14 protein-coding genes and 1 tRNA gene are annotated in these 15,329 nt (G+C 57.0%); 1 reads left to right on the forward strand and 14 read right to left on the reverse strand.

Annotation, left to right across the window (positions count from 1 at the left end; genetic code table 11):
- Positions 1-19 precede the first annotated feature (19 nt).
- The 13 genes from VFX97_00355 to VFX97_00415 form a co-directional block, all read right to left on the reverse strand.
- Positions 20-1,579, reverse strand: coding sequence for a gluconokinase (locus tag VFX97_00355; GenBank protein HEX5701650.1), 1,560 nt, complete (start codon positions 1,577-1,579; stop codon positions 20-22).
- Between the two features lie 555 nt (positions 1,580-2,134).
- Positions 2,135-2,863, reverse strand: a complete 729-nt coding sequence (locus VFX97_00360) for a hypothetical protein (GenBank protein HEX5701651.1) — start codon at positions 2,861-2,863, stop codon at positions 2,135-2,137.
- Between the two features lie 42 nt (positions 2,864-2,905).
- Complete coding sequence (locus tag VFX97_00365) at positions 2,906-3,325, reverse strand: M67 family metallopeptidase (GenBank protein ID HEX5701652.1); 420 nt, start codon at positions 3,323-3,325, stop codon at positions 2,906-2,908.
- Positions 3,326-3,506: 181 nt separating this feature from the next.
- Entirely contained in the window at positions 3,507-5,315 is a 1,809-nt protein-coding gene (aspS, locus tag VFX97_00370; GenBank protein HEX5701653.1) for an aspartate--tRNA ligase, read from the reverse strand.
- A gap of 78 nt (positions 5,316-5,393) precedes the next feature.
- Entirely contained in the window at positions 5,394-6,176 is a 783-nt protein-coding gene (locus VFX97_00375) for an SDR family oxidoreductase (GenBank protein ID HEX5701654.1), read from the reverse strand.
- Between the two features lie 81 nt (positions 6,177-6,257).
- Positions 6,258-7,049 carry an enoyl-CoA hydratase gene (locus VFX97_00380; GenBank protein HEX5701655.1) on the reverse strand — a complete coding sequence of 264 codons (792 nt, stop codon included), beginning with the start codon at positions 7,047-7,049 and terminating at the stop codon, positions 6,258-6,260.
- A 118-nt stretch (positions 7,050-7,167) separates the two neighbouring features.
- Positions 7,168-7,980 (reverse strand): enoyl-CoA hydratase/isomerase family protein, encoded by an 813-nt coding sequence (locus VFX97_00385; protein ID HEX5701656.1) that lies wholly within the window; start codon positions 7,978-7,980, stop codon positions 7,168-7,170.
- A gap of 12 nt (positions 7,981-7,992) precedes the next feature.
- On the reverse strand, positions 7,993-8,646 hold the full coding sequence (locus VFX97_00390) for a TetR/AcrR family transcriptional regulator (GenBank protein ID HEX5701657.1): 654 nt from the start codon (positions 8,644-8,646) through the stop codon (positions 7,993-7,995).
- Positions 8,647-8,767: 121 nt separating this feature from the next.
- The gene (gene boxB / locus VFX97_00395) at positions 8,768-10,174 is read right to left on the reverse strand and encodes a benzoyl-CoA 2,3-epoxidase subunit BoxB (protein HEX5701658.1); all 1,407 of its coding nucleotides are present in this window, start codon (positions 10,172-10,174) and stop codon (positions 8,768-8,770) included.
- 11 nt (positions 10,175-10,185) lie between these two features.
- Entirely contained in the window at positions 10,186-10,602 is a 417-nt protein-coding gene (locus tag VFX97_00400) for a hypothetical protein (protein ID HEX5701659.1), read from the reverse strand.
- A 6-nt stretch (positions 10,603-10,608) separates the two neighbouring features.
- A complete protein-coding gene (boxC, locus tag VFX97_00405) occupies positions 10,609-12,240 on the reverse strand; it encodes a 2,3-epoxybenzoyl-CoA dihydrolase (GenBank protein HEX5701660.1) in 1,632 nt (543 codons plus the stop codon).
- 397 nt (positions 12,241-12,637) lie between these two features.
- Positions 12,638-13,114 (reverse strand): hypothetical protein, encoded by a 477-nt coding sequence (locus tag VFX97_00410; protein ID HEX5701661.1) that lies wholly within the window; start codon positions 13,112-13,114, stop codon positions 12,638-12,640.
- 172 nt (positions 13,115-13,286) lie between these two features.
- Positions 13,287-13,385, reverse strand: a tRNA-Sec gene (locus VFX97_00415).
- A gap of 142 nt (positions 13,386-13,527) precedes the next feature.
- Here VFX97_00415 and dprA point away from each other — a divergent pair.
- A complete protein-coding gene (gene dprA / locus VFX97_00420) occupies positions 13,528-14,661 on the forward strand; it encodes a DNA-processing protein DprA (protein ID HEX5701662.1) in 1,134 nt (377 codons plus the stop codon).
- 6 nt (positions 14,662-14,667) lie between these two features.
- On the opposite strand, the gene VFX97_00425 is transcribed toward dprA, so the two are convergent.
- On the reverse strand, positions 14,668-15,198 hold the full coding sequence (locus VFX97_00425) for a peroxiredoxin (protein ID HEX5701663.1): 531 nt from the start codon (positions 15,196-15,198) through the stop codon (positions 14,668-14,670).
- Positions 15,199-15,329: the final 131 nt, after the last annotated feature.

Consider the following 15,329-nt stretch of genomic DNA (forward strand, 5'->3'; position numbering starts at 1 on the left):
AAGTTCCAGGTTCCAGGTTTCAAGTTTCAGGTTGCAGGCGACGATACAGATCCTGCTGTCGCTCTATCGCTCGCCGATAAACCTCATGCCGCTGCATGTCAGGCTGAAAAGTTCGGACGGGCTCGGACTTTATTGTTTCGAGAGTGTCTATTGTGCCAATCGTTTCGAGCGCAAGCAAAGCGGCGCCCCGAATTGTGGCTTCGGGAAAGGCAGAAAGCTCGACCGGCTGGCCGTGAACGTCGGCCATCATCTGCGCCCAGAACGGATATAACAAGAAAGCCTTGCCGGCGATCGTGATCGAAGCGGCCGGCGCAAAGGACTGGAGCGGATCCGCAAGCAACGCGAATCGGTAAGCAATCGATTCAAGCCCCGCGCGCGCTATGTCCAGCGGTTTCGTCGCTGCGGTCAGGCCGTGAATGGTTCCGGTGGCCGAGCTCGACCAACCCGGCGCGCGTTCGCCTGACCAGAAGGGCAGAATCGTGAGGCCGTGCGAGTCAGGCTCATACTCTTCGAGCAAACGGTTGAGTTCGGCGGCGTCGGCAGACAGCTTGAGCGACTCCTGAAGCCATCGCAGTAATCCACCGCCGTCGGATAACGCGCCGCCAATCACGACACGCTCGCGATCGGCGCGATAGCAAAACAATTCGGGCGGCAAGGTTGTCGGAGCGGCACGGCTGGACAGCATGCGCATCGCGCCGGATGTTCCCACTGTCAACGCGACGCGGTCGCGCGATACGCATCCGACGCCGATGTTATTTGCCGCGCCGTCACCTATTGCCTGAAACCAGGTGGCGCGTTCAAGGATCGGCCAACGCAACATAAACTCGTCACGCAATCCCCCGGCAGTCCTGCGCGGCGCGACGATTGGCGGCAAGAGACTTTCGTCGATTTCCAAAGCGGCCAGTGTTTTATGATCCCATTCGCATGAGCTCTGATTCAGTAACCCGGTGGCCGACGCCATCGAGACACTGGTCGCCGAATTCCCGAAGAGCTGCAGATACAAATAGTCAGCGAACGACAGCCACACGCGGACGCGACCGAAAACGTCGGGAGAAGATTTTCTTAGCCACAGCAACTTGGCGGGCCAATAACTCGGATGAAAACGACAACCCGTGCGCGCGTGCGTTTCAGTTTCCGGCAGCAGCTCGCGCAACTCATGCACGGCTGCTGAAGCGCGCGTGTCGGCCCAGCCGAGCAAAGGCGTGATGGCGCGACCGGCATCGTCAACTCCGATCAGGCTGTGCCAAAAGGACGCCGCGGCCACGTAGTCGATGCGCGCGACAAACTCCTCTGCGCGCTCGACCGCGACATCAAGCAGATCCGCGACCGACGCAACCAGCGCGTCGGCGTTCACGTCATTGCCGGAAAGCAGCTCTGAATATTCGCCGGCCGCCACGTGCAGGAACGAGCCTTCGATTTGATCTCCGCGGCGATCGAACAAGGCCGCGCGCGTTCCGGACGTGCCGATGTCGAGAGCCAGGACCACGACTGGGTCTGGTTCCGCCCGCAGGGAAGGCAGCGTCGATAGATCTATCTCAGGTCGCTCTTCGAGAACTGCTTCGTCGAAGACGGTACTCATCGGTGCGTGAAAGCGGACGTTAAATCAGACTACTTACGAGGAATGGAAGGTGAGCATCGCACAACTGCCGTGCGTCGTCCAGTGGGTTTGCCAAAAAGCCGGGGGGAGCGACCAAACTCGCCGAGCTGCGTAGCAGCGGTCTTAGCTAAGCCCAAGGCGAGGCTTTGCGGGCCTTGGGAACCATGCCGTTATAGATCAGCGGAGCCCGCGAAGCGGGCGACATCTCAGTCCCGAGTCCAGAGCCTTGAGTTTCGAGTCAGACCAACGCGAGTGCCTCATTGAGTGGTCCGTTCTGAAGAGAAATCTTTGCTCCACGATCCTTCCGATAGCCTAACTCAAGGTCGCCGCTCCGCGGCTCCTCCAAAATTTATTAACCATCGTAACCCAAGGCTCGCAAAGCCGCGCCTTGGGCTTAAATAGATCCGCGGCTTCGCAGCTTCGTTGAATATGTCAGCCAGATCTGAAGTGAGCAGCGATTAATCAAGAGCGTTTAGCGTAACCTAAGACTTTTTGGGCAAAGCTTCGTCCAGGGCATAGAGCTACGCTAAGGAGCCACTACTTCCGCGGATTGATCTTATCCTCGACCCAATTTGTGGCTGGATCCAGCAGCGCGATGTGGTGCGGCTTGCCTTGCCACACCCGAATCATCGAAATAATCAGAAACACAAAAGTGGCTCCGGAAAACAGACTTGCTCCGGTGAATCTGCCGGAAAATAAATTGGCAAATCCGAGGATAGTGCTGATCCCGGTGACACCAATTTGCAGCACCAGTCCCTGCGCCGCGTGAAATCGCACGCGCTTCTCCGTGCGCGGGACAAGCAGCAGTTCGATTATCGAGCCGATCATCGCGAGGAAAAACGGAATGTAAGGAATCATCACCGCCCATTTTTCAGGGATGCCCAAGCCGGCAACTTTATGCGAGCCGGGCTTGGCTCCAGCCGGCGCTGGCGGTGGTTGATAAATCTGAGGGTGTGGCCCCGGTGGCGGTTGATAGATGTTCGCGTCCGGCATGCGCGGTGGCTGATAGGTCGTGGCCTGAGATTGGCCATACGCGAATACCGAACGATACGAATCGTCTATGCGACGCGTGGGAGCTTCAGTCTCTGGGTTGCTGCGCGCTGCGTCGTGGGACGTGCGGCCGATTTCGCTCGTCACCCCGCCACTCATCGACTGCGTCGGCGGATCGTCGCGCGTGCCGGTATCTCGACCCCAGTCCTCTTCGGCGCGCTCCGCGACGTTTCCGTCCAGCGGATTTGTGTCGTACTTACTGCGCTTTGGCTGCATTGGAGAGTTCTACGAGCGCCGGTTGTTTCAGGTTTCCGCGATTCAACTCGTTACTATCTGATATTCGACTCGCGTCCATTGTCCTTCGCGTTCATCGATGCGGAATGCGCGCAGGCAAGGCTCCGGGTCCCCGAGTCCAACAATAAGGTAAACCGCTGAAGGGTAGTAGGCAAGACGGACGTCGGTCGCCGACGGTTGCGGGTCGGCTGAGCGCGGATGCGAGTGATAAATCGCCAGCAGTTGCTCTCCGCTTTCGCGCATGGCGCGCTGCGCCGCGAATAGATCTTCGGGGGCGGCTTCGTAGTTGGTGAGAGGATTCCCTGCGATGTTCCGTGACCGGTAAATCGTCTGGGCCTGGCCATCTGAGGCGCCGCCGATTAGGCCGCAGCATTCCTGCGGCGAGGCTTCGCGTGCATGCGCGATGATTTGGTCGAACTGGACTTTGGAGAGCTGGATCTTCATCACGAATTAGGCACGTCGTTTCGCTCCGTCAGGAGCGAAATGTTTATAGAAACCTCGACCCAACATGAAAGCGCTCCGTTAGGAGCGCAATCAAGAAAGGGACGTTGCGCTCCTCCGGAGCTAACAGTTGAATTTGAACTTTGGGCTATAAACATCCTGCCCCTACGGGGCGACGCCCAGGCTAATCCTCATCAACAATCTTTAGATGCAGCTCTGCCAACTGCTTCGGATCGACTTCGCCCGGGGCGTCGATCATCAGGTCCTGAGCAGAAGCAGTTTTGGGAAAGGCCATCACGTCGCGAATGTTGTCGGTCGGCACCAGCACCATCATCGTGCGCTCAATACCGGAAGCAATGCCGCCGTGGGGCGGCGTGCCATAAGCCAGCGCGTCGAGAAAAAATCCAAACCGCGCGCGCGCCTGTTCTTCAGTCATCCCCAGCGCTTTGAAGACTAGTGCCTGCACGTCGCGGCGGTGAATTCTGATCGAGCCGCCGGCCACCTCAACGCCGTTGATGACAGCGTCGTACGCTTTCGCGCGAAGTTGTCCGAATAGTTCCCTGGTTCCGTTCACCGCGCGCTCCAACGCCGGCACGTCTTCATCTAATGGCGAAGTGAACGGATGGTGCATCGCATAGTAGCGATCGTCGTCTTCGTGATACTCGAACATCGGGAACTCGGTCACCCAGAGCGGTGTGTACACGCCTTCGGGAATAAGGTTTTCACGTTTCGCGAGTTCATTGCGCAAAGCGCCGAGACTCGCCGTGACGACATCCGGTTTACCGGCCACGATTAGAACGGCATCGCTTTTTTGCGCGCCTGCGACACCCGCGAGTTCGATAACCTTGTCTTTGCCGAGCGCCTTCAGAAGCGATGACGACACTTCATCGCCAAGTTTGATCCAGGCCAGAGCGGTCGCGCCATACCTCTTCACGAACTCCTGCAATTCATCCAGGACTTTGCGCGACATCGAAGCACCGCCGCTGACCACGATTCCTTTGATCTTTCCCCCGGCCGACAAAACCGATTCGTAGGGCGCGAAGATAGTTTCGGCAAGTGCCGTTGAAAAGTCCTGCAACTCCATTCCCTGAATGCGCAGGTCCGGTTTGTCTGAGCCGAACCGGCGCATGACTTCCGCATAAGTGAGGCGCGGAAAGGGCGTCGGTAACTCGACCTCAATCAGCCGGAATATGCGCGCGAAGAGACCTTCGACGAGGGCGTAGACCTGGTCGGGCGTCGCAAAGCTCATCTCAACGTCGAGCTGCGAAAATTCCGGTTGCCGATCGGCGCGCAGGTCTTCATCGCGGAAGCAGCGCGCGATCTGGTAGTACTTGTCGAGTCCCGCAATCATGCAAATCTGTTTCAGAATCTGCGGTGATTGCGGCAAAGCGAAGAACTTCCCGGGCTGCACCCGCGACGGTACGACGTAGTCGCGCGCGCCTTCGGGTGTGGATTTGATCAGGTTCGGCGTTTCGATTTGGGTGAAGCCCTGTTCGTCCATGTACCGATTGATTTCCAAAAGCAGGCGGTGACGAAGTCGCAGGTTCGATTGAAGCTGCGGCCTCCGCAAATCGAGATAACGGTATTTCAAACGCAGGTCTTCGGCGGCGAGCGCTGTTTCCGAAGCATCGAGCTGAAAAGGAAGCGTACGCGCGTCGTTAAGAATGCGAATCTCTGTGGCTTGAACTTCAACATCGCCGGTCTCGAGTTTAGGATTGCGGGCGCTTTCGTCGCGCAGCACCACTTCACCGATTACCGCCAGCACATATTCGCCGCGCACGTCCTTGGCCTTCGCGTGCGCTTCCGGCGCATTTTCCTGGTTGACGACGATTTGCGTGATGCCGTCGCGGTCACGCAGGTCAATGAACGTCAGCGGACCGAAATCACGCCGCCGCCCGCACCAGCCCATCAACGTCACGCGTTCGCCGACGTTGTTTTTACGCAGAGCGCCGCATGAATGCGTGCGTTGCAGGTTTCCGAGGTTTTCAATCATAGATAGTCCGTTGTCAGTTGTCCGTGGTCAGTTGTGGGCTGGAGCGACGGACAACTGACTACTGACAACTGCTAGTTCCTAGAAAAGGACCGTTCCGCCATCAACATTTATCGCCTGCCCGTTAATGCCGCGGCCTTCTTCGGAAGCGAGGAGCAGCGCCACGGCGGCAACTTCTTCCGGCGTCACCAGACGGTTCTGCGGGCTCATCTTTCTTAGCATGTCGAGCGCGCTATCGGCGGACTTGCCGGTCTTCGCCACGATGTTTTCAATCCCGCGTGTGGTCATGTCGGTTTCGACATAACCCGGGCAGATCGCATTCACAGTGATCCCGTTTGTCGCCACTTCCAACGCCAGCGACCGCGTCAATCCCAGCACGCCATGCTTTGAAGCCGCATACGCCGAAACATAGGGCGCGCCCGTCTTCCCGGCGATGGAAGCTACATTGATGATCCGTCCCCAATTTCGTTCGAGCATTTCCGGCAGCGCGCCGTGCGTGCAACGAAACGTGCCGCCGAGATTCGTGTTGAGGTGAAGCTCCCAAAAAGGTTCGTCGGTTTTGACGAATAATTCGGACTTGGCCACCCCCGCGTTGTTGACGACTATGTCGGGACCGCGGCCAAAGTGCGCGCGAAAATTGTCGAGAGCTTCGTTTACTGATTCTCTTTGCTGCACGTCACACTGCAGGGCCAACGCGTCAGTTTTGAATTCCGCGGCAACTTCCTTCGCGACCGCATTCACTTCGTCGAGTGTGCGCGCGGCGACGGCAACGCCGGCGCCTTCAGCCGCAAAGGCGTGCGCGATCGCGCGACCAATACCCCGGCCGCCACCGGTGATGAATGCTAATCGTCCCTCAAGTTTCATGAATAGTTTCGAGTTCCGAGTTTCGAGTTCCGAGTTCGGATCGGAACCCGAAACTCAAAACCCAAAACTCGAAACTGAATTCTATCTTCCCGTAAATTTCGGCGGACGCTTCTCAAGGAACGCGCTCAGGCCTTCGCGCGCGTCTTCTGATTCAAAACAGCGAAGCTGCGCGTCCACCTCGTACTGAAGCATCTGCTCGAGCGAATTGTGCTCGCCTGCGTACACCGCTTGCTTCGCGGCGGCGATTGAAACAGAAGCGCTATCGCGAAGCCGCTCAGCAAACTTGCGGGTTTCCGTTTCGAGTTCTTCCGGCGCCGTGACCCGATTCAAGAGCCCAAGTTCAAAGGCTTTCTGCGCGTCAATCGAATCGCCCAGGAAAAATAGTTCGCACGCGATATTCGATGGCAGCGTGCGCGGCAGGAAATAGCTGCCGCCCCAATCAGGATGAAAACCGATCTTCACGAATGACTGACTGAAGGTGGCGTCGGTTGAAGCAAATCGCAGATCGCACGCCAGCGCCAGATTGAACCCGGCGCCGGAAGCTGGTCCATTTATCTGAGCGATCACCGGCTTGTTCATGTGCCGAATCGCAAGGATCACACGGCGCGAGGCGCCGAGCAGGCGCGCAAACTCTTCCGAGTCGTTACGCTCGACCAGCTCAGCCATGAAGTTCACGTCGCCGCCCGCACAGAACGCCCGGCCCGCGCCTGTGATGATCACGACGCGGACGGCAGGATCGCTGCCGGCTTCTTCGAGAGCTTCAGCCAGGTCGCGTCGCATATGACCGACGAACGAGTTGAGGCGTTCAGGCCGGTTCAAAGTGATTGTGACGATACCGGAGTCTTCCGTGACTTTGATGAAATCGTCAGACATAAGAGGGTGCGATGTACGAGGTCAGTACCGGAAGCGGTCACGTCATGTGTTACGCGTGCCTGTGACAGCGCCACACCCGGTCGCTACCGCTCCCGGTACTGACTGCATTGCCTCGCGATCACTTTCCTTTGAATTGCGCTTTCCGCTTGTTCACGTAAGCGTCCAGTCCTTCTTTTGCATCTTCTGACTGGAACAACTGCTGCTGAAGCTCGCGCTCCAGGGCCAGCGCGGATTCGAACGGTATCTCGGCGCCGGTCTGCACCGCGCGTTTAATGCGGCCGACCGCGCGCGACGCTTTGTTCGGCGTGGTGAACTGACCCGCGTAGTCCATAACCTGCTTCATGAAATCTGCGCCGTCCGCCGCGTCGATGACTCGGTTAACCAAACCAAGTTGCTCGCCCTTTTCAAAGTCAAACAACTCGCCCGTGGCCATCAACTCGATCGCCTTGGATTTGCCGACGAGACGTGCCAAACGTTGCGTGCCGCCTGTTCCCGGCAGAACGCCGAGCGAAACTTCCGGCAGACCCATCTTGCCCGCGCCACGCCGCGCAAGGCGGATGTCTGCCGCCATCGCGACTTCCAAACCGCCGCCGACACAGTGACCGTTCATGGCCGCGATGACGAGCTTCGGCGTCTGCTCGAGACGACCCAGCGTCTCGTTCGCGTGGAGGCAAAAGTAGTATTTGAATTCGGGCGTCACCTCGCTGAGCATCGCAATGTTTGCGCCCGCGCAAAAGAATTTCTCGCCTGCGCCGGTGATGACGATCACCTGCACATTCTCATCCATTCGCGCTTCGAGAATGCGCGCGTCGAGCTGCTGCATCATCTCGTACGAGTATGTGTTAGCCGGCGGATCATTCAGCGTGACGAGCGCGACGCCTTCGTTAACGGAGTAATCGATGAGCCTTTGTTTTGCTGGTTGTGTTGACATAAAAAATTGAGACTACGCTGTGCGCCAGACGCTGACTTTCTCAGCCCGCGGCGCCGGCATCGCGACGCGTTCGTTTGACGAAGACAGAAATCCGTTCAGGAACAGCCGCGTAATGTTATCGACGAGTTGGTGCACAGACAACTTGCCCGTCGGATCGTACCAGTTGTAAATCCAGTTCATCATGCCAAAGAGCGCGTAAGTCGCAATCGTCACATCTACGCCGGCGCCTTTGCCATTCTGTTCCTGAATCTCCCTGAGAATCTTGCGAGCGAGTCTAGCGTAACGCTCTTTCTTCGTGGTCACGTGCTTGTGCAGGTCGCCCGCGAGCGATTCCGCTTCGTGCGACAAAACCTTCATCTCGGCCATGTTCGCGGCGAAGAATGACAGATGATTGTCGATCAGAATCCGCAGCTTCTCGAACGGATCGCTGACCGTCTTGATTCGCTCTTCGAGCCGCTCAGACACGCGTCCGAAGCAATGATCCTGGATTAGGTAAAGCAGCTCTTCTTTGGATTTGCAGTAGTGATAGAGTCCGGACAGACTCACTTCCGTCTCGCGCGCGATGTCGCGCATTGAGGTTGAGTGATAGCTCTTTTCGGCGAAGATACGCGCGGACGTGCGCAGGATGTGCTCGAGCTTTTTGTCGTACTTCGAAATGTCACTCATGTTTAGTTTGGGAGCGCGGACGCCCTCGTCCGCAAACCGTGCGCAGCACACTTAGGCCATTAACTCACAAAGCTGGTTCGCGCTTCCCGCTCAATGCGGGCGAGGGCGCCCGCGTTCCCAGCTACAATCTTACATATTCAAACTCGAACGGCTTGCCTTTAATTCCTGAGGTCGGTGGCGCGATCCAGTTCGCGATTTTGCCGATTTCCGTCACCGGCTTCATCAAGCTGCGCACGTATTCACGATCTTCCATTGTCGGCAGCCATTGATCTTTCATAGTCTCAAACTGCCCTTTCGAAATGAGATTGCCCTCGATATCGAAGTGATGCCCCGCGTACTCGCCGACGTGCCGGTGGAAACGAATATTCGGCAGGTACAGACGCTGGCTGAGGCCTTCATCCGTGAGCGCCTTGTTCCAACGCGCCAAACCCTTCTCGCAGTCTTTCACGTACTCGCCGCGCAGGACTTCGTTCAGAGCATTTCGCAGCGGCACTTCACGCGGCAAGAGCTTGCCATTTTCGACGACGTTCATCGTGAAGGAGCCTTCGGCCGCGATGTGATCCGTGTACTGCTCCTGCTCTTTGAAACGGCCTTTCAAGCCGGCCGCGAAGAAGTCTGCCGAGTTCGAACTGATTTCACCGCCAAACAGATCCAGCGAATAGCTGAACCAGAAGTTGATGTACTTCTGAATAATTTCGAGCGGGATGCCGCCGAGGTCGCGCACCTCTTCGTTCGGACTCTGTTTCATCAATTGCGCCGTGCGTTTGACGACGCGGCTCAAGCCCGTGTCGCCCACGAACATGTGATGCGCTTCTTCAGTCAGCATGAATTTGCACGTGCGCGCGAGCGGTTCGAAGCCCGATTCAGCGAGGGCCGACAACTGATACTTGCCGTCGCGATCCGTGAACATCGTGAACGCGTAGAAGTTCAGCCAGTCATCGCACGGTTGGTTGAACGCTTCCAGGATGCGTGGCTTGTCCGGATTGCCGCTGCGCCTCTCGAGCAATGCATCGGCTTCATCGCGCCCGTCGCGACCGAAGTACGCGTGTAGCAGATAAACCATCGCCCAGAGATGCCGGCCTTCTTCAACGTTCACCTGAAACAGATTCCGCATGTCATAAAGCGACGGACAGGTGCTGCCGAGAAGGCGTTGCTGCTCGACTGAAGCCGGTTCGGTATCGCCCTGGGTGACGATGATGCGGCGCAAAGGGTTGCGAAACTCGCCCGGCACTTCCTGATAAACGGGCTGGCCAAAGTTGTCGCCGAAGCCAACCTTTGCGTCGGGCTGCGCGGGCTCGAGAAAAATTCCCCAGCGGTACTCGGGCATCTTCACGTAATCGAAATGGGCCCAGCCTTCACTGCCCACGTCGATCGCCGTGCGCAACCAGACATCCTTCTGCTGAAAACCTTCCGGCCCCATGTCCTGCCACCAATCGAGAAAGTTCGGCAGCCACTTCTCGAGAGCGCGTTGAAGACGTTTGTCCTCGCTCAAGTTAACGTTGTTAGGAATGCGTTCGTTTAAGTTCATCTCAACACTCGTTATGAAAGCTCAGCCTCATTAAGTAGGTTCTGATCAATTTGGCGCAGCTTCGGCACAAAGAGATCTATGCCGGCAGCGGTCACTGGAAAACCAAAGCTGGCATTCGCCGGCTCGTGATAGGTAGCATCGTCTTGCATCATAATTTCGACGTGCGCATGGCCCACCCCGTCGGTGCATCGAAATTGCAAAGAGCAAAAACCGCCAGCAAAGCCGGGCTTCTGAGTGCCGAACACATACTCTCGTTCGTCGTGCGGCGTTGTGGGAAACCCGGTAATGACATCCGCGAGTTCCGACATTGCATTGATTCCAGCATAGAGTCGCGCCGTGCCGGAGTACCTTTCGTTCGTCGCTCGGATATCGATGCCCAGGTAGTCAGGATCGCGATCCCAGACAGTGATAATCAAATTTCCGGACATCACTAGCTAGGTCCGCTTGTAATCAAACTTCGCCTGCGTCGGCTTTCCATAATTTGTCAGCGCCCCATGTTCGCCAACGGCATTAGGTCTCTGAAAGATCCAGTTCTGCCAGGCGGTCAGTCGCCCATAAATCTTCGTGTCCATCGTTTCTGGTCCGGCGAAGCGCAACGACGCCTCCATGCCGGTCAAAGCGTCTGGCGAAAGCGAAGTGCGCTCTTCAATCGCCAAACGAATTTCGTCTTCCCAGTCCAGATCATCAGGCGCGAAAGTTACGAGCCCGGCTTCGTCCGCGGCTTCAGTGTCGAACGAGCCTTCGCGCGCGAACGCTTCGTAAGCTTTCTTGGGCTCGGCCAGGAACCGGGACTGCAAACGCGTCAATCCATTGCTCATCGGAAACGCGCCGGTGTTCAGTTCGCTCAAGGCGACCTCAACCTCGTCATCCGGATTGTTCAGCATGTAACTGCGGTCAGAGGCGAGCACCAACTCGAACAAATTACCGGCGAAGCAACTGCCGGGCTCGATGATCGAGAAGAAACTCTTGGCCGTTAGATCGAGCCGGCGGAGGACGCGCGACATGTAAAGGATGATTTCGCGCACCAGCCAGTTATCGCGATTGGCCGCGATGGCCTTATCAACCGCGAGAACGCTTTCAATGTTTCCTTCGGTGCGAATACAAACCAAACCGATCTCGGCTTCGTTCACGCGCAGATGCAGGAGCGCATCGTCCAGCTCTCGGTACGCGCGCAACGGCCAGTAATCTTCGCCCAGCTTCTGCATCTCATCGGCTGAAGTTGGGAGGTCGCCTTCAGGCGCGCGCAGGGTCAAATCGACATAGCGTTTGTCGCGCGAAAGCTTTAACGAGACGTATTTGTAATCGCGGGTGTTGTCAGTTGATTCGAATTTGAGAGGGTTAAGTTTGATTCCAGTAACAGGCTTTGGCTGACCATCAGCTCCCACAATCTGGGCTACGCGTTCATCAACCGACTCCTGAAACTTGCTGGTCGCAAACGAATCGTCGATTAGCCCCCACTCTTTCGCGCGTTTGCCTTTCAAACCTTCGGCCAGCGTGGAGAAAACATCAGCCCGATCGCGCCGCACCTTGCGCTTATCCACGAGGCGCGTCAGTCCGCCCGTACCCGGCAACACGCCGAGCAAAGGAACTTCGGGAAGGGAAACGGCCGAGTTGCCGTCGTCAACCAGGTAAATCTCGTCGCAGGCGATCGCGAGTTCGTAACCGCCACCGGACGCGGTTCCATTCAAGGCCGCCAGGTAGCGCCGTCCTGAAGCTCTTGAATCGTCTTCAATCGCGCAGCGCGTTTCGTTTGTAAACTTGCAGAAATTGACTTTGAACGCGTGCGACGACGTGCCGAGCATGTAGATGTTGGCGCCGGCGCAGAAAATGCGCGGCTTCAAACTGGTGACCACGACGGCGCGCACTTCGGGATGTTCGAACCGAATTCGCTGAATCGCATCAGCGAGCTCGATATCGACGCCCAGGTCGTACGAATTCAGCTTCAGCTTGTAGCCATCTGCCAGCGTCTCGTCTTCCGCGACGTCCATGGAAAGTTTTGCGACAGCGCCGCCAAACGACAGCTTCCAGTGCTTGTATTGGTCCGGAGAAGTTTGAAAGTTAATCATGTATGTGGCACAGACTTCAGTCTGTGATCTGCGTTCAAGCGCGGCACAGATTAAAGTCTGTGCCGAAATTCGAACGCTCGTTCGAAAACGAGAATGATAGGAGAACGAGGAGGGCGGGTCAAGCGGCGGTAAACAGACGCCTGGTTGGCTTGAAGCTTTCTCATTCACGCCGCGGCTTTAGCCCGTGGCTGCCTGCGGCCATTCAAGGGAAACCGTTTAAACGGTTTCCTTCTCCCGTCGACAATTTATCGCCGCGCTAAAGCGACGGCGGAATGAGACACTCTCAAACTGAACCAGCACTCCAAAACAAAAGCGCGGAGTGAACTTTGAGAGTCACTCCGCGCCTGCGATTGAAATGTCTTCTGATCTTCAAAACACAGACTGAAGTCTGTGTCACTCAGTATTGGGCCGAGCCAACCGGCGGCAGGTTGTAAACGCCGGCCAGGGTGTTCAACTCGTAACGCAGCGCGGACCATGTACTTTCGACCTTTGGTCCCAAACGCCGGCTACGCATCGCGACATTTAGCTTCGTCGCGATGTCCAAACACTTTCGCACCTCAGCCTTGTTCTCAGCCCACGCATCGCGACGATCGAATTCGCGGCGCAGTTCATCGGTCGCTTTCTCTAAATCCTCTGCGTAATCGTTCAGTTGATCTTCGCGCCGCGTGTTGTTGAGGCGACTGCGATCCAGAGCCCTGTCAAACTCTTTTTCGAACTTGTCGCCACGATCTTCGACGCGCTTGATGATGCGATCCACGTCGGCTTTGGTGTGGACGCGCCCACGCGCGACGCGCGGTTGTGCCTGCGTAATAGCGGGAACCAGCAGGAAGGCAGCTGCCAAAGCCAAAGCAAATCTCGAAAAGTAGGTCTTCATGTTCTCTCCTTATGCATTTAAATAACGAATGCTTGTTTAGAGGCGGGCTACTGCCCGCAGTTCTGGAAATCGCTCAGGCGGGCGGCAGCCCGCCTCTAAACGGTTGCCGCTTTATTGATCGTGACAATCAGACTTTCAGACGCAGGGCGGAGAGATTTTGGCGAAAGAAAATTGGCGGAGGCGTGTAGGAATCGAACCTACCTGAGCCTGCTCTCGCAGTCTCACTAACGGTTTTGAAGACCGCGCCATTCACCAGAACAGATGCGCCTCCGTTGCGGAAATGGGTGGATAGATTAACGACTTTGCGCTGATTTTGTCGAACGAAAGGAACTGCGGTCGCGCCCGACACTTAGAAGTGAAACGGCCGGCTCGCCCGAAAGAATCACGCACAAACGCTAAACTCACGCCTTACCATGAAAGACTGGATTGCCCTCAACATGACTCCCGGTGTGGGCCCGCGTGTGACTGCGCGCCTGCTGGAACATTTCGGATCGGCGGAAGCGATTTTTGATGCGCCCAGACGAGAGCTCGCCTTGCTGCGTCTGACACCCGAGGCAATCGAGAGCATCGCGAGCCGCGAGCTATTCGAACGCGCTGAACGTGAGATTGAAAGCGTCCGCAAGCTCGGCGGCGACATCATTGTGCTTGACGACGGGGTCTATCCAACGCTTCTGCGCGAGACTTACGATCCACCGGTGGTGCTGTACGTGCGCGGCCCATGGGCAGAATGCCTCGAGCGGCCATGTGTCGCGATCGTCGGGTCGCGTCGTTGTTCGACGTATGGCCAAAACGCCGCGTTGATGTTGTCTCGCGAATTGGCCCAGCGCGGCGTCACGATCATTTCCGGAATGGCGCGGGGCATCGATGCGGCTGCGCATCGCGGCGCGTTGGAGGCCGGCGGGAAAACTGTCGCCGTGATGGGAACCGGCCTCGATCGGTTTTATCCGCGCGATCACAGCAAACTGGCATTGGAGATTCTGCAAAACGGCGGCGCATTAGTGACGCAGTTTCCGCTGGCCACACCTCCCGTGTCAGAAAACTTTCCTTATCGCAATCGCGTGATTAGCGGATTGAGTCTGGGAGTGCTCGTCATTGAAGCGGCCGAGAATTCCGGTTCTCTGATCACTGCGCGCCTCGCGATGGAGCAGAACCGCGAAGTGTTCGCGGTCCCCGGAAACATCACTTCACGAAATTCCTTCGGCACGAACTATCTGATCAAAGGGGCGGGAGCCAAGCTGGTGCAGCAATGGCAGGATGTCGCAGGCGAATTGCCGGCGGAAATCGCAGCGCAACTTCTCCCGCCGCCAAGTCGGAAGCGCACAAAGAAGGGCGAGCTGGTCGATCAGCTCCAACTTACGCCTGCGGATTTGTCAGAGAATGAACGGGCGATTTTCAGGTTGCTGGTGACGGATACGCCGCAGCAAATCGACGCGCTCGCGGATGCGACAAAGCTCTCGATCACCCAACTCACCAGCGCGCTGCTCGCGCTGGAAATGCGCGAGTTAATTCGCGCATTGCCAGGCAAGTGTTTTGTGCGCCGGATGTAGCCGAAGTTACTTTTGGAGTTCAGCCAGTGCGGCAAGAACTTCTGCGCTGTGGCCCAGCGGCTTCACTTTCAGGAAGACCTTAGCGATCTTGCCCTGCGGGTCGATGATGAAAGTGTTGCGCGCCGAGAGCTTCATCCCGTTGTACTCCATCAAGGAGCCGTACGCGTCAGAGACCTTGGTTTCGGTGTCGGAAAGCAGTTTGAAAGTCAGGCCTTCTTTCTGACAGAAACTCTTGTGCGATTCCGCAGTATCGACGCTGATTCCGAGCACGACGGCCTTGGCTGCTTTGTACTTTTCCCCATCCATCTGGAAGTTGCGGGCTTGCAGCGTGCAGCCGCTGGTGAAGTCCTTCGGATAGAAATAAAGCACGACCCAGGTTCCGCGAAAGTCCTTCAGCGAGGCCTGATTGCCTTCATTGGTCGTGAGGGTGAATTCCGGAGCAACGCTCCCGACTGCGGGTGGCTCGGCCGGACTCAACGCGAAAATTGCAGACGCGCAAAGGACCAGAACGCCTAGTATTCCTAAAGGTTTTGCCATGTCTTACCTCGTAGCTGAATGTGTTAGGGAAGCCTGACTGAGAATACACTGTTAGGCATAATTTCGCAGCTTGCGGTGACGCCGGTTTGACACGCGAGTCAAGGTTAGTGGTATTTTCATGCCGCCTTCGA

The sequence above is a fragment of the Pyrinomonadaceae bacterium genome, assembly GCA_036277115.1.
Classification (GTDB): Bacteria; Acidobacteriota; Blastocatellia; order Pyrinomonadales; family Pyrinomonadaceae; genus UBA11740.